The 18,191-nt window shown below is 64.0% G+C and carries 11 protein-coding genes; 4 read left to right on the forward strand and 7 right to left on the reverse strand.

Annotation, left to right across the window (positions count from 1 at the left end):
* Positions 1–146 precede the first annotated feature (146 nt).
* Positions 147–3,506 carry a S41 family peptidase gene (locus VT84_RS03475; protein ID WP_082838525.1) on the reverse strand — a complete coding sequence of 1,120 codons (3,360 nt, stop codon included), beginning with the start codon at positions 3,504–3,506 and terminating at the stop codon, positions 147–149.
* 378 nt (positions 3,507–3,884) lie between these two features.
* Between VT84_RS03475 and VT84_RS38055 the strand changes: the two genes are divergently transcribed.
* Complete coding sequence (locus VT84_RS38055) at positions 3,885–5,309, forward strand: hypothetical protein (RefSeq protein WP_157469158.1); 1,425 nt, start codon at positions 3,885–3,887, stop codon at positions 5,307–5,309.
* A gap of 250 nt (positions 5,310–5,559) precedes the next feature.
* Here the strand turns inward: VT84_RS38055 and VT84_RS03485 are convergent, their stop codons facing one another.
* Positions 5,560–6,930, reverse strand: a complete 1,371-nt coding sequence (locus VT84_RS03485) for an extracellular solute-binding protein (protein WP_162271575.1) — start codon at positions 6,928–6,930, stop codon at positions 5,560–5,562.
* A 392-nt stretch (positions 6,931–7,322) separates the two neighbouring features.
* Between VT84_RS03485 and VT84_RS03490 the strand changes: the two genes are divergently transcribed.
* On the forward strand, positions 7,323–8,117 hold the full coding sequence (locus VT84_RS03490; protein ID WP_052553407.1) for an FHA domain-containing protein: 795 nt from the start codon (positions 7,323–7,325) through the stop codon (positions 8,115–8,117).
* Between the two features lie 103 nt (positions 8,118–8,220).
* Complete coding sequence (locus tag VT84_RS03495) at positions 8,221–9,414, forward strand: A/G-specific adenine glycosylase (protein ID WP_082838527.1); 1,194 nt, start codon at positions 8,221–8,223, stop codon at positions 9,412–9,414.
* Positions 9,415–9,419: 5 nt separating this feature from the next.
* Here VT84_RS03495 and VT84_RS03500 read toward each other — a convergent pair whose 3' ends face one another.
* The 5 genes from VT84_RS03500 to VT84_RS03520 all read right to left on the reverse strand — a co-directional run bounded on the left by VT84_RS03500 (position 9,420) and on the right by VT84_RS03520 (position 15,651).
* A complete protein-coding gene (locus tag VT84_RS03500) occupies positions 9,420–10,511 on the reverse strand; it encodes a DUF4185 domain-containing protein (RefSeq protein WP_082838528.1) in 1,092 nt (363 codons plus the stop codon).
* A 335-nt stretch (positions 10,512–10,846) separates the two neighbouring features.
* Positions 10,847–12,082, reverse strand: coding sequence for a Gfo/Idh/MocA family protein (locus VT84_RS03505; RefSeq protein WP_082838529.1), 1,236 nt, complete (start codon positions 12,080–12,082; stop codon positions 10,847–10,849).
* Positions 12,083–12,575: 493 nt separating this feature from the next.
* The gene (locus tag VT84_RS03510) at positions 12,576–13,472 is read right to left on the reverse strand and encodes a sugar phosphate isomerase/epimerase family protein (protein ID WP_082838530.1); all 897 of its coding nucleotides are present in this window, start codon (positions 13,470–13,472) and stop codon (positions 12,576–12,578) included.
* A gap of 224 nt (positions 13,473–13,696) precedes the next feature.
* A complete protein-coding gene (locus VT84_RS03515; RefSeq protein ID WP_052553399.1) occupies positions 13,697–14,461 on the reverse strand; it encodes a hypothetical protein in 765 nt (254 codons plus the stop codon).
* Positions 14,462–14,724: 263 nt separating this feature from the next.
* Complete coding sequence (locus VT84_RS03520; protein ID WP_082838531.1) at positions 14,725–15,651, reverse strand: 2-hydroxyacid dehydrogenase; 927 nt, start codon at positions 15,649–15,651, stop codon at positions 14,725–14,727.
* A gap of 209 nt (positions 15,652–15,860) precedes the next feature.
* Between VT84_RS03520 and VT84_RS03525 the strand changes: the two genes are divergently transcribed.
* The gene (locus VT84_RS03525) at positions 15,861–18,185 is read left to right on the forward strand and encodes a DUF1592 domain-containing protein (RefSeq protein ID WP_082838532.1); all 2,325 of its coding nucleotides are present in this window, start codon (positions 15,861–15,863) and stop codon (positions 18,183–18,185) included.
* Positions 18,186–18,191: the final 6 nt, after the last annotated feature.

An 18,191-nucleotide genomic window follows, 5' to 3' on the forward strand; every position in this document is an offset into this window, starting at 1 on the left:
CCGGTGCAATACCGAGGTCGGTGCTTAATACAACTCCTCCACCGCCGAGAACCCGCCTCTCCAGTGGCTCACTAACGGTGTGCAAGCCGGCCAGTGGCGCCGGGAACGTCGGCGAGTGCCGACCGTTCGCCGGTACCAGATTGCGCCTACTCCTCCGCCATCGGAATGAGCGTTGTTGGCCGGTTGCTGGGTGCAGGAGGTGGAGTCGAGTCGTGTGGCATCGGCGCGACCGGCACTTGAGCCGGCGCGGTGGCCGGCGGCGCACTCGGCGCGGGCGTACCCGCGAGGCCGGTTTTGGTCCTCTTCCACTCCCGGACGTCCCGAGCCACGACGTCGACGGCCTTGAGCAACTGGCCGTCGATGCCCTTCGCCCAGTCGTCGGGGGTGACTTCAACGGGCACGTCCGGCTGCACGCCCTGTTTCTCCATGTTGATGCCCTTGTTCGTGTAGACCCCGATCCGCGGGAGCCGGAACGACGAGCCGTCGATGAGCCGCGTGCTGCCGGTGCCGATCACGAACCCGCCGGTCGCCTGACCAACGACCTTACCCAACCCCAAAGCGCGGAAGGCGTGCGGGAAGATTTCCGCGTCGGAGTACGACCGGTTGTTGGCCATGACCACCATCGGCTTCGTCCACTTCCGGTCGGCACTGCGAAGTACAAGTCCCTCGCCGCCGTCGCGCTGCTTGAAGAACGTGTGCTCCTTCCCCGCGAGGTAGTTCAGCACTTGGTCGTGCGTGAACCCGCCCCCGTTGAACCGCACGTCGATGACCAGCGCCTCTTTGTCGAAGTGGTCGGAGTACAAAGCGCGGACGAACGTATCCAGCCCCGGTTCGTCCATGCTCGGGATGTGGATGTAGCCGACCTTGCCGTCGCTGACTTTCGCGACCGCGTCGGCGTTCTGTTGCACCCAGCGCTCGTACATGAGTTGCGAAATGCGGGTGCGGCTCGCCGCGACGATCTCGATCCGGCGCTTCGTCTTCGCGTCTCTCGGGTCACTGGCGATTTCGAGTTGCACGCCCTCCCCGATCTTGTTGTTGAGCAGCTTCGAGACGTTCACGTTGTTGGTCAGTTCCGTGCGATCGATCGAGAGCACGATGTCGCCCGGTTTGATGTTCATCCCGCGCTTGTCGGCCGGGCCGCGCTTGAGCACTTCGGTGATCTTGAGCCCCGGTCCGCGGTAGGTGTCGTCGAAGATCAGCCCGAGGTCCGCGGTCCACTCGTCCGGCGTCGGCATCTTCCCGCTGATGCCGAGGTGCGAAGCGTTCAGCTCGCCGAGCATCAGGCTGACGAGCGCGTAGAGGTCTTCGCGGGTCGCGGTGTGGGCAACGAGCGGGAGAAACTTGCTCCGCACCGCGGACCAGTCCGCGCCGTGGTGCTTGGAGTCGTAGAAATTGTCCGAGAGCGCCCGCCAGCACTGCGCGAACATCTCGGCGAACTCTTCGTCGCGCTTGATCGTCATCTTCGCCGAGAACGCGACCTTGCTCGGTTCGGGCGGCCCTCCACTGGTCGAGTTAAACCCGAACCCGGTGCGAACGAACCGCAGCTCCCCAGACCCGTTGAGGAAGTACACCGTCCCGAACGACGTCTTCTTCGACCACTTGATCCAGCTCGGCACCTGCCCGCCGGACGTCATGCGCGTGAGGAGCGCGCCGTTGCTGCTCACGATCCACAGGTCGTCGCCGTTGGACAGCGAGCGGAACGCGACCTGGGTTCCGTCGGGCGAGACGGTGCCGTACTCGGCGCTCATGTTCGTGGGGCGCTCGACGCGGAGGTGCAGGTCTTCCCAGTCGATCTGGTCCGCGGGCGGCCGGGTGCTGCCGTCGGCGAGCGGCTTCTGGAGCGAGACGACGTGAACGCCGTATGCGTTCCGGCGCTGGCCCACGAACGCGAGCTTCCCGTTCGTCTGGCTCCAGGACACGTCGCTGTTGAACGTGGCGTGCCGGGACACGTTTACGGGCGCGCCGGTGCCGTCGGTCGCGGAGATGTAAATTTCCGCCGAAAACGAACCATCCATCCGGCAGTACGCGACGTGTTTCCCGTCCGGTCCCCAGTCGTAATCGAGTACCTTCTGGGCGCTCACGAGCACCCGCTGGTTGCTCCCATCGGGCTTCATCAGCCAGAGCTTCCCCTCGCGGATGAACGCGATCTGATCTCCCTTCGGGCTGAACGTCGCGCTGATCTCTTCGGACCCGGTGTTCGTGAGCCGGGTCGTTTTGAACTTGTGAGCCCTGGTCAGTTCGGGGTGCTCGGCGTCGTCCGCTTCGAGCACGTACAGGTCCGTGGTGCCCCCGCGATCGGAGGCGAAGAGGATCTTTTTGCCGTCGGGCGACCACGTCGGGTTGCTGTCGGCGAATGCGTGCTCGGTGAGGCGCGTGCATTTCCCACCGCCGGGAATCTTCGTCAGGAACAATTGCCCGTGGATCACGAGCACCGCGTGGTTCTCGTCGGGCGAGAGCGCGTACTCGGTCGCGTCGCGGGTGAGGGTGACCGTGCGCTCGGTGTTCGACTTGTCGTCGGCGTTCACTTCAATGGCGAGCTTGCGCGGGGACCGGTCGCCCTGCGTGTAGGCGACCCACAGGTCCGCGCCGCACTCGTACACGATCCACTCGCCGTTGCCGGAAACACGGGCGTGGCGCACCGTGTCGTCCTCGTGCGTCGTGAGTCGCCTGGTCGGACCCGCCGGGGTGAAGTCGGACGAGAGCGGCTGGCACACGAGGTTCGCGCACCCGGACCTGCTGCCGTTCTCGGTGACGTAGTAGAGCTTCCGCGCGTCCGGGCTGAACATCGGGTAACTGTCCTGCCCGTCGAACGTGGTGACGCGCCGCGGACTCTTGCCGTCCACCTCACTCACCCAAATGTCGTCGTTGCTCGACCCGCGGTACCCGCGCCGGTACCACGTGCCCGGCCCGCGCACGAACGCGACCACGTTCCCGGAGGGCGAGAAGTGCGCTTCTTTGGCCTCGAACAGGTTCAGTTTCCGCTCGGCGCCGCTCTCCACTGACACCGTGAAGCACTCAGAGTTGGACGGGTACGCGGTCGAGCGCGGCGAGGTGAAGACCACGCTCTTCCCGTCCGGCGCCCACCCCGTCACCATGTCGGGCGCGTGGTCGAACGTGAGGCGCTTCGGCTTCCCGCCCACCGCGGAAACGACGAACACGTCGTACTGGCCGAACCGGTTCGAGCTGAACGCGATCCACTTCCCGTCCGGGCTGAACATCGGGTTGACGTCGTGGGCCTCGTGCATCGTGACCGGCCGGGCGACGCCACCGATGGCCTCGACGGTCCAGATGTCGCCGAGGTAGCTGAACGCGATCGTCTTGCCGTCGGGCGAGATGTCGGGGGTACGGGCGAACCGGATCGGCTCCTGGCCCGACGCGACCGACGCGGACAAGAGCAGCGCGAGCGGCAGCAGGAACCGAACGAGGGTGCGCGGGGCGGGTACCGTTCGCGGTCCCCGGGTTCTATTTCCTTCGCCGAAGATCGGGGCGCAGAAGTGCGTGCGCATGGGGTAAATGGCCCTGGCAAAAGAAGGATAATTGGCAGATTCCGAACGCCGCTCAGTTGATTCGAGGCGGGTTTTCGGCTTCACGCGCCGGTCACGCGGAATTCATAATCCACTTTACCCGACCGGTGCGACGGGTTCAAAAAGGAATGACGGACGAGGTCGCCCAAGCTCACACACGAGATTTGGTGGCGCGTGTTGTCTCCGATGCGCCGGCTTTGGCGTTTAACAAGTACACATTGCGCTCGTTGACCAAACACAAAAACGGGCACATTCATTTCTGAAAGTAAGGTGAGACTTTCGCGAATGCCCCGTGACTTGTTGGGGCACTTAGGGTTAGTATCACCATTGACATATGCTGCCCATTTTTGGGGTATCGCCATGTGGAAGAAGTGGCTCGCGTTTTCCGGCATGCTCGGTCTGATCGTCCTCCTCGACCCGACCCCCACACCAGCTCAACCCGGCGGTGGTAAGGGCGGAAAGGGTGGTTTCGGGCGGGATAACGGCGGTGGCGGCGGCTTCCCGGGCGGTGGCGGGTTCCCCGGTGCCGGGGGCGGTGGCGGGTTCCCCGGTGCCGGGGGCGGTGGCTTCCAGGGTGGGGGCTTCCCCGGCGCGGGAGGTAGTGGCTTCCAAGGCGGCCCCGGTGGAGGAGGTCGCGATCGCGGTAACGGCGGCGGCTTCCAAGGCGGTGGTGGCGGGTTCCCCGGTGCGGGAGGCGGTGGATTCCAGGGTGGTGGCATGGGACCGGGCGGTGGCGGGTTCCCCGGTAGCGGAGGTTTTCCCGGTGGTGGGTTCCCGGGTGGCTCTGGCGGTGGCACGGGGCCGGGTGGCGGACGCGACCGTGGTAACGGTGGCGGGTTCCCGGGTGCGGGCGGTGGCCCCGGTAGTATGGGGCCGGGCGGCGGGCCAGGTGGCGGCGGCGGAATGGGCCGCGGAATAGACCCCGAACGTGGCTGGTCGATGCTCCAACGACTCACGAACAGCACCGGCGACACCGTTGATCTCGGCGCGATCCCCCCGCAAACGCGCGACTTCCTGAAAAACATGACCGAACGCATGGGCGGCCGACCGCTGCCCGAGAGCGGCACCATGTCGAAAGCCCAGTACCTCGAGTATCACGCCGCGAACGAAGCGGCACGCGCGGCGTCCGCGGGTAACGGCGGCGGTCCGGGGCGCGGCCCCGGCGGTATGGGTCCGGGTGGCCCGGGCAACTGGGGCGGTGGCCCCGGTGGTTTCGGGGGCAGTTTTGGCGGATGGGGCGGTGGCGAGAACAGTTGGGGCGGTGGGGACCAGCGCCAATTCGAGAAGCGAGAAACCGAAGAAGAGAAGCCGATCGCGATGCGCTACGGCAAGTTGCCGAAGGATCTTCCGTCGTGGTTCGAGCAAGACGATACGGACAAGGACGGACAGATCGGCCTCTACGAGTGGCGCAAGGCCGGCAAAGACATCCAAGATTTCATGAACATGGACCTTAACAACGACGGGTTCATAACCGCCGACGAGTACCTGCGGTTCACCCGCCAACAGAGCATCGACGCGAAGATCGCGAACTACGAAGAAAACGGCACCCGCCCCGCGAATTGGGGCATCGGATCGGTGGCCGGTGGTAACGAACCGAAAATGCCGGGACGAGGGCCGGGTGGCTTCGGCCCCGGTGGCTTCGGCCCCGGTGGGTTTGGGCCGGGCAGTAGCGGCATGGGGCCGGGCGGCCCCAAGGGTGGTGAGAAGAGCGATCGAAGCGACCGAGGAGGAGGCGAGAAAGGCGGCGATCGCAAAGGCGGTAACTCGTGGAATAGGAAAAACTGACACGTAAGCCCCTGAAACGACGCGGCCCGCCGAATGATCGGCGGGCCGCGTCGTTTCAAAGTGTAGCCCGCGAGCGGTTACCTCCAAAGTACCGAGCCCCGGAACACAAAATGCCCGAGTTCGCTCACGGCTACAGATCCAAGCACTTCACCGTGTGCAATCCACCGCGGTTCGTGTGTTGAAAGCTTGTGTTTTGTGTTCGTGGTACGGGCCAAACGCATCAATTTATCACGGGCAATCCGACGCGGACCTAGTTCAAACCGGCCGCCCGTTTGCGCCACTGCACGAGAGTGGCCTTGTCGGGAGCTTTGGCGTCGATCGCGTTCCACGCATTGATCGCCTCGGTCAGCACGTCGCCCGGTTTGGCCCCCGTACCGAGCTTCCGGATCGCGCTTCCGCCCGCTTCGGTCAGAGCCGCGCGGTCCGGGCCGCGGAGCCCGTAAGTCGGGTTCTTCACCGTTTGGCCGACGTAGTGCCGCAGTGCGTCTTGAAGGGTCTTCGAGCGCTCGGCGTCGAACCCGTAGCCGAGCCAGAGCAAAATGTGATCGGGGGTCAAATGGGCGCTGCGGGTCGGTCCGGCGCCAAGCCCCGGTGTGCTAATCAGTTCGGCACTGCGGGCCGGTCCGCCGAGTTCGGCGAGTAGGTCGAACGCGACCTCGGGCGTCGTGCAGCGCGCGCGAACCACGCCGAGGCGCCCGCCGGAGAAGTGCGGGACATAGTTGGTGCCCGGTGCCGGGACGTCGATGTGCGTGCTCTTCGCCGAGTCGAAGTACCGGGACGAACCGGGTACGCTCGCCAGTCCGAACCGCGCGGGAACGGCGCCGTTCTCACGCGGGAACCGGGCGAGTTGGTCGAGTGACACGAGCGCGAGGACCGCCCGGTTCTCGGTGAGTGCGGCGACGGGATCGTCCGAACCGCCCACGGGCAGGCCCCCCGTCGCGTGCAGGCCCGCGAACCACTCGGCGGCGGCCTCGAAGCCGGGCGCCTTGAGCCGCGGGGCGCCGGTCTGCATGGCGAACTGAAACGCCATGCGCTCGGTGTTCTTCGGGCCGTCCAGATCCTTTTCGCTGAACGCGGGCCGGTCCATTGACGACGCGACGCGCGAAAAGAAGTCGAGCGCCCGGGCGGGATCGGTCGAAAGCGGCGGGAGGCTCGGTTTCTTGTCGCGCTTGGCGAAGAACTCGGCGACAGCGGCGAATTCTTGCCACGTCGCGGGCGGCGCGAGCGGGCGCCGGAACTGGTTCACGAAATCGAGGCTGGTTGCCTGATCCCCGAACCGGTCCGCCCGGTACACCACGAGGTAACCGTCGCCGGTGAGCGGGATCGCTTGGGTTTTCGCGCCCCACTCGGCGAGGCGGTCGGCCGAGTCCGTCAGGAACCCGAACCACTGGAGCGGGTGATCGCCCCCGCGGAACTTGGTCGGGAGCGCCACCAGGTGCCCCGGTTCGGCCCACTCCCCGAGTTGCCCCGCGGAAATGACCGCGAGGTCGGCGTAATCGGTCGGCGTCATGGCGTCGCGCGTGAGCGCCACTTTGGCGCCGGTTCGCGCTTCCCACGAGCGGACCATCGGCTCGATCGCGCCGGCGAACGCGGCGTCCGGGCAACTGAACGTTAACTTCACGCCGTCGTGGGGTTTAGGTTTCTCATTTGTGGTGGGCGGCGCATCACCACACCCACTTAGGGATATAATGCCCGCGGCGAGGCCCAAAATTGACGCAATTGTGGCAACGGCGTGAAACTTGTGCCGGTTGCGCGGAATCGGGTGAACTGGCTGTTGCATCGCACTCGCCCAATAACGTAGAATAACGATCACAGCCACCAGGGTTAACCGATAAACCCATCAGCGACTCGTAGTGGCTCGCACAATCTGAGCGTAGCCCAGCGAGGGTTGACGGCAAGTCGGCAGCAACAGACGCGAGCACGACATTTGTCGTGCCGTTTGGCGCTTCCCCCTTCCGCGGCTCTTCACCCCCGTCCCGTACCGGGCGGACTAACGGCGAAGGCGGACAAAATATGAAGGTGAGTTTGGTCGTTGCGGCGGGAGCTCACGAGGGGCGCGCGATTCCACTCACAGGCGCGCAGTTCCTCATTGGCCGTGACCAACAGTGCCACCTTCGCCCGGCCAGTCCCGCGATCAGCAAGGTTCACTGCGCGGTGCTGATCCGTGACGGGAAAGTGTACGTCAAGGACTGCGGCAGCACGAACGGCACCCTGGTCAACTACGAACTGATCCAGTCGAAGGAAGTCGAGATCCAGGACGGCGCCGCGCTGCAAGTTGGCCCCCTCGACTTTCGCGTGCGCATTGCGAGAAACGCCCCTCAAACCGATGGCACCCCGCTGCCGGGCGGTTCGGCGGAAACGGCGGCGGCCCTCGCCGCGGTGAAAGCCGCGACCGCGGCCACGGCCCCGAAAGCCCCGGTCCGCGACACCACCCCGGCCCCGGCGAAGTCGGGCGTAACGGCCCCGGGCGCGCCCAAGTCGGTCCCGGCGACCAAGCCCGCACCGTCGAAGGAAACGCCGGCACCCAAGCCCCCCTCGAAAGAATCGCCGGCGCTCACAACGTCCTCGGAAACGACGAGCGACGACGATCACGACCGCATCGCGGCGATGCTGCTCGGAATGGACGACGACGGCAACGGTAACGTTCCCGAAGGGAGCACCGTAATGGAGATGCCGTCCCCGCTCGCGGGCACTGGCGAAGGCTCGAAAGTCGAAGAGAAGAAAGATCCGAAGAAAGTCCAGAGCCGCGAAGACATGACGAACGCGGCCAACGACCTCCTTCGCCAGTACATGCGCCGCCCCAAGTAGCCTCACGTTTTCGATCACCGTTTCTCATCGCGAGTTTGAAGCGAGTGGCGCCAGTGCTACTCACTTCAAACTCGTGCGGCTTTCCCTCCACCCCCGGCCTAACTTGGAACGCGGAACGCGGAACTGGGAACTCCCCGAAGGCTGGTCCGGCCGCACGCTCACCGGCCTTCGCACCAAACTCCTCAACTGGTTCGACGCCCACCAACGCGACCTCCCCTGGCGCCGCGATGCGACGGGCCAACTCACGGCCCCGCGCGACGCCTACCGCGTTTGGATCAGCGAGGTCATGCTCCAACAAACGACCGTCGCGGCTGTGGTGCCGTACTTCGAGCGCTTCATGGCCGCGCTGCCGAACGTCCGCGCGCTGGCGGCAGCCGACGAGCAGCGGGTGCTGAAGTTGTGGGAGGGGCTGGGCTATTACCGGCGCGCCCGGCACCTGCACGCGGCCGCAAAAGAACTGGTGGCGAACCACCTTCCGGCATCTGAAAAAGGCGGGGCGGGTGCAGATCACCAGCTTCCCGACGATCCCGCGGTGTGGGAGTCGCTGCCCGGCGTGGGGCGGTACATTCTCGGCGCGGTGCTGTCGCAGGCGTTCGACCGCCCGCTCCCGATCGTCGAGGCGAACAGCCTGCGTGTACTCGCGCGGATCTTCGGTTACCGCAAAGACCCACGCGAGGGCGAGGGGAAAGTGTGGGTGTGGGGAGCGGCCGAGGCTGTATTGCCTCAAAAGCGCGCGGGAGACTTCAATCAGTCGCTGATGGAACTCGGCGCCCTGATCTGCACTCCCACCGCGCCCGCGTGCGACACGTGCCCGGTTTCAGCAAACTGCATCGCGAACCGCGACGGCCTGCAGGACGTGATCCCGCCCAAGAAGAAACCGGTCGCGATTACGGAAGTGGCCGAAGTCGGCGTGGTGATTCGCGACGGGGACAAAATGCTGCTGTGCCAACGACCGGCCGACGCGGGACGCTGGCAGAATATGTGGGAGGTGCCCCACGCGCCGCGTGCTGAGGGCGAAGACATTAACACCGCGGCCGTGCGCGTGGCGAAGGAGTTGACCGGTTTCGACATCGAACCGGGGGCGGAACTACTCGCCATCAAGCACGGTGTGACGCGCTACGCGATCACGCTCGTGTGTCTGGAAGCAACTCGCACCGGCGGCAAATTCGTGCCCGGGTCTTACGCGGACGCGAAGTGGGTATCGCCGACCGATCTCGCGGACTACCCCGTCAGTTCCCCTCAGCGCAAACTGATGACCGCGCTCGCCGATCCGAAGCGCCAACCGCGATTGTTCTAAACGCGCTACTTCAATTGCACGCGGACGAACGTGGGCCAGTACAGGTCCGCGTTGTTGATGACCGGCGCCAGGTCGAACGAGTTGACGACGTAGGAGATCACGAGTTCGTTGCCGGTCGCGAGGTGGGCGTGGGACTTACCCGCGTAGGAGAACACCTTCTTGTCTTTCTTCATCTCCGAGCACGTGTAGAGGAGCACCGGCGCCGACCACGGACCTTCGGGCGCGGACGCGAACCGCCCCACGATACGGTCCGACAAACCGTCGTCGGTGGAAACGAGTACGTACTGCTTCAGCCCCGGCAGGTAGCTCACGGAGAACTCGGTCCCAAGACCACCTGCCTGACCGGTCGCATCTTTAACGTCGGCCTTCCACTCACCGTTCGCGAGGAAGCGCCAGGCGTCGAACGCGGCGAGTTTGTTCACCGGAACACGGGCCGTGAGCAGCTTCCGCGTCGGGAACGGCTTGCCCGGCTTTTCTTCGTAGCCGTAGACGTAAGCGTGCTCGCCGACCGCGAGTACCGAGGAGCCGAACGAAAACTTGCGCCCGCCGTCCAACGCAGCGAACGGAACTTTCGCGTACTTCGTCTTCCACTTCAGCGGGTCCGCGTCCGGCTTTTCGACCGTGCCGAGCCACAGGTCGAGCGCCTTGAAGCCGAACGCGCCGGGATCGTTCGTCTTCTCGAACTGCGGTAAGAAAACGTGCAGTTTGTCGTCCGCGAAGTGCCCCGCGAACTGCCAGAACCACCCCTTTCCGTCCGGCGGGGTGAAGATTGCGGCGGGTTTACCGTTCGTTCCCTTTTGAACTGCGAAAGTGAACTTCGCATCAACACCCGTGCCGTCTTGAACGCCGACGGTATTGTTCACCATCGTTACGTCTTTGCGCTTGCCGTCGCGCACGGTACCGACCCACGTGTCACTGAACAACCACAACGCTCGCTTGTCCGAAAGCGCCACCGAGAACGCGCCGTCGCCACCGACCCAGCCGTCTTTGAGTCGGAACCGGGAGTTGAGGGCCGCGTCCGGTTCCGCTTTTACGACCGTCGGTGGTTCCGGCGGCGCAGTGAGGCAGGTGAGCAGCACGAATGCGGTCGCGTTCACGTCTTCGGTTCCTTGTTGACAAGCGGATCTGGCCGATCCTGTCAGTAGGGGTGTTGTGCAATAAGTTCTGGTTCCGTCGGGCGGCGGTCGGGTAGGTTCTGAGCGGGTAACAGCGGCCCGCCGATCCACCAACGGGCCGCCACTCGAAGCGCCCGAGTGTGCCGACCGAATACGCCGCGCGACATCTGCCGCGGCACCTGGAACTGGCTCAACTGGGCCTTCACGCGCTCGCCCGCACCAGGGGCACCACCGTCTGCGTGCCGGTGTTGGCCCCCCGATGTACTCCTTGTCGGCATCACCCCGGTGCCGGCCGGCACCGGGGTGATGCCGGTCCGTTACTTCGCGCGTTCGGTCCAGTATGTCTGCTTATGGCCGCGTGCCTCGAACTCGGCCACAACGCGATCGGCCTCGGTCCGCGTCAGGTGCTCGCGCACGACGAACGTGTTGCCGTTGTCATCCGTGCGACACACCGCCCACTTCTCTTCCGGTGGCGCGAGCGGGAGCGTGATCGCCCGCTTCTCTTGATTGGAGCGGTAAATCGCGCTGAACAACTCTACCACCGCCCGCCCGTCTTCGCCGGTCACAAGTGGCGGGCGGTTCTCTCGGATCGCTTGCAGGAAGTCGCGAATCTGGAGCATGTGGTAGTAAACCGTGGCGTTCACGCTGGTGAAACTCGCCCGGTCTTGCGCCTGGAACTCTGCAAGTTGTTTTTCCTCACCGGGGACCGTCCAGAGGTCGGTGAGCGGCGGTTCCACGATCTCCGACACGCCCGCAATGAACGTCGCGCCGCGGTCCGTTTCGACCCCGACAGATGCCCCGTGGGAACCGTGGATGTGGACCTTCGTGTAAATGCCCGGCTTCTGCGAGAGGCTCGTGATGATTGAACCCAACCCACCGTTCTTGAACCGAATTGATGCGACCGCGGTGTCGTCCACTTCCACGGTCGGGTGATTCAGGTTCGCCCAGTAGCCGCTCACTTCGGCGACCGGTCCCATGAGCCACAGGAGGATGTCGAGTTGGTGCGGTGACTGGTTCACGAGCACGCCGCCGCCCTCGGTGTCCCACTTTCCGCGCCACGGGTCCGAGAGGTAGTACGCCGCGTCGCGCCAACTGTACTGGATGAACACGCCGAGCGCCGGCTTCCCGATCTTGCCCTCATCGATCGCGCGTTTCATTCGCTGAACCGGTTCGATGAACCGGCGCTGGCTGATGACGCCGAGCGTGGCCCCGCCCCGCTTCGCGGCCGCCAGCATCCGGTCGCAGTCATCGAGGCTCGCCGCGAGTGGCTTCTCGACGAGAACGTGCACGCCGGCTTCAGCCGCTTGAATTGCGGCGTCCGCGTGTAGGGGGTGCGGCGTGCAGATGATGATCGCATCCGGTCGAGCGTCGCGGAGCGTCGTACCGAGGTCGGTAAACGGTTTGGCGCCGTACTTCGCGGCGAAGGCGCCCGCGCGGTCCGCGCTCACGTCGCATGCGGCAACGAGTTCCGCATCGGGTATCGCCGCGAGTGCCGCCGCGTGAATCCCCGCGACCTTCCCGCAACCGACGAGAGCAACACGCATTGGTGTCATGGGAGAGCTTCACCACAAGTTGCAATTTCGATCGACAAGTTCGTCCCGGATTGGCAGGCTAACATTTGCTAACATTCTGGCCCGGCGGGGCACTTTTCCCGCCCCGATTGCACAAAACACCGAGGTTTTCGAGGTCGGCAACGAGCTTTCGCTCGGTATTTGGGGATAAAATGCTAACAGTCGCATTCTGTGAACACCGATTGCGCCTGCCACCAACTGGCTCACACCAGCCGCTCGATTACACCTTGCGTGTATGCGCAACGAGCCAATTGTGAAATCATATCCAATAGTGAACTAAAATACAATTAAAATCTGTAGGCGAACGGCCGGTGTAATCCGGCTGGTAGGGCCACTCACAAACGACCGGTAGGTTGCCGCGAATACACTGGTCTGTTCTGATCTGGTTGATCCTGTAAATCCTGTCAAAAACTCTTCGTGCCCCTCACCAGCCGGCTCACACCGGCCGTTCGCCCAATGCAGACACTCGCTGGCATTACGGGAAATACTTCGCGGTGATGTTCCGCAAGAACGCGAGCGATTCGGCCATCTCGCCCATGCCGTTCATGCCGTCTTCGATGCTCACCCACCCGCGGTAATTGTGCTCCGCGAGAATGCGGAAGATCGCGTCGAAGTCGTTCAGCCCCTTCCCGGTGACGCCGTGGCGGAGCTTGTCGAAGTAGCCGATGCTGCCGTCCGCGGCGCGGAGGTCGTCCAGCGTGGCGCCGTCCGCGAGATACCGGTCGCTGGCGTGCATGCTCACCACGCGGTCCGCAACGGCCCGAAGTAGTTCGATGGGATCGTCACCCGCTACAACCGCGTTCGACGGATCGTACTGCACGCCGAAATGCGTCCGGTCCGGGATCGCGTTCACCAGATCGAGGAACACGTCCTTCTTCTGCGCGAACTCGGGGTACTTCCAGAACCCGTCCTTGTAGTGGTTCTCCAGGCCGAGAATTACATCGCACTCGCGCGCGACGGGAAGCACCGCATTGATGCACTCGATCACCCACGCAAGCCCCTGTTCGCGCGAGACGTCCGGGTAGCGTGGGCCGCTGAGCACGCGGCACACAGTGCCGGCGCCGCCGAGCCGCCGCGTGACGCGGACCATCTCGATTTCTTTGTCGATGGCGCGTTTCCGGGCGTCCGCGTCGGGGTTGGTGAAATCCGGGGAGCAGCAGAGCATCGGCATCGCGCGACCGGTCGCGCGGATCGCGTCGCCCACGGAATCGAGGTAGCCCGGTTCGAGACTGGTGAAGAATCCCTCGTACATCTCCAGGCCGTCGCAGTCGAGCGACTTGGCCATTTCGATCCACTCGAAGACGGTCATGCTCCGGTGGCCGGCGATCGCTTCGAGGTAGCACTTGGGGAACGCGGAAATGCGTAGCGGCATGGGTCGCTTCAAACCGTGGGGGAGGGTTTTCGACAGGATAACAAGATCGAGCGTGATCGGGATCAGGAAAGTGAATTTCCCCGTCGCGCTTCGACTCGCTCCGCTACCCGTCGCTCCGCGGTTTTTGTGCGTGTGGATTTTGGTTTAGTGGAACAGGCCTCTGGCCTGTGGAAGCGCTTCCACAGGCCAGAGGCCTGTTCCACGAACAAAAAAGCAAACGCGCGTTACTTCTTGAATTCGCTGTCGTCGAGCTTCTCGAAGTACTTTGCTTCGAGGATTTCGGCGTCGAGGAAGTCTTTCCCGTCGTGCTTGACCGTGATCTTCTTGGGGATCATCAGCCCTTCCTTGTTCTTCGCGTAATCGCTGGGCATCCGCTCCTCGGTGATCTCGTTCCCGCTCGCCTGATCGATGGTGCGGTGCTCGATCTTCGCGATCAGGAACGTTGCCTTGTCGAAGTACAGGCTCACGTCCTTCTCGCCCTTCTTCGACACGCGGACGCCCACCACCTTCTTGTCGCCCACTTTGTCGTCACCGATGAGGCTCAGTTCGTACCCCTTCTCCCGCACCGGCACCAGACGGGCGACTTCCATCATGTGCCCGATGCCCTTCAGCGCGTCCTTCACCTTGTCGCCCGCGCCGTCGATCTCCTTGCCGTTCACCTCGACCGTGACCTTGTCGCCGTTGATGAGCGTGAGCAGGCTCACGTTCTGGCCCGCCACCTTGAATTCCAGCGATTCCTTGATCTTGTCGGGGATCATGAAGGCAGTTTCTTGTGTGAACTCGACCTCGCCCACACCGGGGATGTTGAGCTTGCCCTTCGTCTTCAGTTGCGCGGCCTTGTTCTTCGTGAGAACGTCCGCGCCACCGTGGGCCTTGATCGCCTTCTCGATGATGTCCTTCGGTTCGTCCGCGGCCCGCGCCCCGGCGGGCGCGAACGCGACCACAAATGTGGCAGCGGCAGACAGGAGCAACAGACGTGAGCGAGACATGCGGCACTCCGTTCGGGATGGGCTGGGCGATCACTGCTATTCGGGACACAGGTGAGAATATTTCTCGCAAATTGTGACGACAGTCGACTGGGCGCATTTCACCCGGGACCGGGGTGTTGGGGTCGGTTGGTCCCAACTCGTCGGTGAACCCCGCCCGCAAGGGTGGTGGGTTGTTCGCCGTCTACAGCACCCACCGCCCTTGCGGGCGGGGTTCACCCAGTTGCGGTGAGTCCGGTCGCTCTACCGGTCTGGTTTCCCAGGAATCACCGCACGCGGAACAGCAGTTCCTTCCCCTCCAGGCCCGCGAACAGATTCACGACCGACAGTTCCGCCATGCGCCGGCGGGTTTCTTCAGTCGCGCTGCCTAGGTGCGGGGTGATGATGACGTTATCGAGTTTCAGGAGCGGGTGGTCGCGCGGCAGCGGTTCCGGGTCGGTTACGTCGAGCGCAGCCGCAAAGATGCGTTTCGCCGATAGCGCGTCCGTGAGAGCGTCTTTATCAACGACGGCTCCTCGCGCGACGTTCACCAGCGTCGCAGTGGGCTTCATCTTCGCGAGTTCAGCCCGACCAATGAACCCGCGCGTTTCGGATGTCAGCGGCACCGTCAACACCACGAAGTCCGAAGCCGCGAGCAGTTCGTCCTTCGTCGCGTACCGGGCCTTTAGCGCGACTTCGGCCTCGTCGTTCCGGTTGCGGTTGTGGTACAGCACCTTCATCCCGAAGCCGTTCGCGCGCATCGCGACCTGCCGACCGATTCGCCCCATCCCGAACACCCCGAGCGTGCTGCCGTGGACCTCGCGCCCGAGCATGTACGACGGGTCGTACCGCGTGAAGTCTGGTCCGCGTGCATAGCGGTCGCCTTCCACGATGCGCCGACCGGCCCCGAGAATGAGCGCGAACGCAAGGTCCGCCGTCGCACCGTCGAGAATGCCAGGGGTGTTACCAACGGGAATGTTGCGCTCGGTCGCCGCCTTCACATTGATGTGATCGACGCCCACCCCGAAGTTGCTGATGACCTTCACACCCGCGAAGCGGTCCATCATCGCCGCGTCGACGGTCGGGTGACCGTAGGTGTAGATCGCGTCCACGCGCCCGGTCGCGTTCCAGGGCACGAGATCGACGCGCCCGCCGAGCAGTTCCAGCACGGCCGATGACACCGGAAGATCGGCGAGCACGCGGGGAAGAGGCATCGTGAATCTCTCTTCGGTCCTTGTTTCCGGGGGCGATCATTTCGTGACAGGCCCCCAAGCTATGAGATACTACCCCTTCGGAGTAAAAATCAAAATCCGCCACTCCCGGCACGTTTGTTTCCCGCACCGGCCGTCTCCACGCTATCATTAAAAGATAGAACCTCCCGCCCGCCCCACGCTTTTGCTCCTAGTTCACACGGCACAAACGCATGACCTCCTCCCTGCCGAAGTTCGGCCCGGCCGTCGTCGCGCTGCTCGCCTTCGTTCCGCTCGCGAACGCCCAAGAGAAAAGCGGCGAAGTGATCTACCGGCAGATGTGCGCGAAGTGTCACGGCGCGAAGGGCGAGGGGGGCAAAAGCTACCCGGTACCGCTCATCGGCGACAAATCGGTCGCGCAACTCGCGCAGGTGATCGACCTCACCATGCCCGACGGCGCGCCGGAACTGCTCGACGCGGCGGGGTCGAAGCGCGTCGCTGAGTACATGCACGACGCCTTCTACTCTCCCAACGCACAAGCGAAACTGAACCCGCCGCGTGTGGAATTGTCGCGCCTCACGGTCAAGCAGTATCGCAACAGTATCGCGGACGTAATCAGCAGCTTCCGGGGGCAGCCGAAACCGGAAGACAAGCAAGGGCTTCGGGGCGAGTATTTCAACGCACGCGGGTTCCAGGGTAACAAGCGTCTGATCGACCGCACCGACGCCGAAGTGAAGTTCGACTTCGGCAAAGAGGGACCGGCCGTGGCCCCGGACGCGAAGGAAAAGTTCGATCCGCACACGTTCTGCATCAAGTGGGAAGGCTCGGTGTGGGCGCCCGAAACCGGGATGTACGAGTTCGTTGTGCGCACCGACCACGCACTGCGTTTGTGGGTCAACGACAACCGTAAAGCCGCCATTGATGCCTGGGTGAAGTCCGGCACCGACACCGAGTTCAAGACAAACGTGTTCCTCCTCGCCGGGCGCGCGTACCCGATCCGGCTGGAGTTCTCGAAGGCCAAACAGGGCGTCGACGACTCGAAAACGAACCCGAACCCGCCCGTTAAGCCCGCGTTCGTCTCGCTCAACTGGAAGCGCCCCGGGCGTGCGATCGAGGTGATCTCCGCGAAGCACCTTACCCCGCAGAGGTTCCCAGAAGTCGCGGTAATTGAAGCGCCGTTCCCGCCCGACGACCGCAGTTTCGGCTGGGAACGCGGCACGACCGTCTCGAAGGAGTGGGAAGCCGCAACCACCGAAGGGGCACTCGAAACGGCCGCGTATGTCACTGCGAAACTGCCCGAATTGAGTGGCGCGCAACCCAATTCGACCGATCGAGTTGCGAAGACCAAGGCGTTTTGCCGGACGTTCGCGGAGCGTGCGCTGCGTCGCCCGCTGACGGAGCCCGAGAAAGCCCTGTACATCGACCGGCAATTTGAAGCGGCCGGCGACGATGTGCAACTTGCGGTGAAGCGCATCGTTCTGATCGTGCTGAAATCGCCTCGCTTCCTCTACCCCGATGCGGCCGGGGCGCCCGAACAATACACGATCGCGTCCCGGCTCGCGTTCGAGTTGTGGGACTCGCCGCCCGACAAGGAACTGCTCGACGCGGCCGCTGCGAACAAGTTGGGTACGCGCGCCGAAATCGCCAAGCACGCCGAGCGCATGCTGAACGATCCGCGTGCGAAGGCCAAATTCCGCGATTTCCTGCTCGCCTGGCTGAAACTCGATCAGGCCAAAGAACTTCCGAAAGACACGAAGCGGTTCCCCGATTTCGACGCGGCCCTCGCGTCCGACCTCCGCACGTCGCTGGAACTGTTCCTGGATGACGTGGTGGGAAGCCCCAACGCCGACTTCCGCCAGCTCTTCCTGAACGAAGAAACGTACCTCAATGGCCGGCTCGCCAAGTTTTACGGCGCGAAACTGCCCCCCGATGCGCCCTTCCAGAAGGTGAAGCTCGAAGCCGATAAGAGGGCCGGTGTCGTCACGCACCCCTACGTGCTTTCGTCGCTCGCGTACACGGGGGAAACGTCGCCGATCCACCGCGGCGTGTTCGTCGGGCGCGGGCTGCTCGGCATCGGCATCAAGCCGCCAATGGAAGCGTTCACGCCCCTCGCACCGGACCTGCACCCGAGCCTGACCACCCGCGAGCGCGTCCTGCTGCAAACCAAGGCGCCCGCGTGTGCCGGGTGCCACACCATCATGAACCCGCTCGGGTTCGCGCTGGAAAACTTCGACGCGGTCGGCCGGTTCCGCGAGCAGGACAACAAGAAGACTGTGGACGCGAGCGGCAGTTACGACACGCGGGCCGGAACCACGACCAAGTTCACCGGCGCAAAGGAAATGGCGAAATTTCTCGCCACGAGCGAAGAAACGCAGTACGCCTTCGCTCAGCAAGCGTTCCACTACTTCGTGAAGCAACCCGTCCGGGCTTATGGGCTTGCGAAGCCCGAAGAATTGCGGAAAATATTTGCCGATAACGGCCTGAATATGCGAAAACTGGTAGTGGAGATTGCCGTAATCGGTGCTATGCCTCCCAAGAACGAGAAACCGCCGAAATAGTGTGGC

It is taken from the genome of Gemmata sp. SH-PL17 (genome assembly GCF_001610855.1).
Lineage (GTDB): Bacteria > Planctomycetota > Planctomycetia > Gemmatales > Gemmataceae > Gemmata > Gemmata massiliana.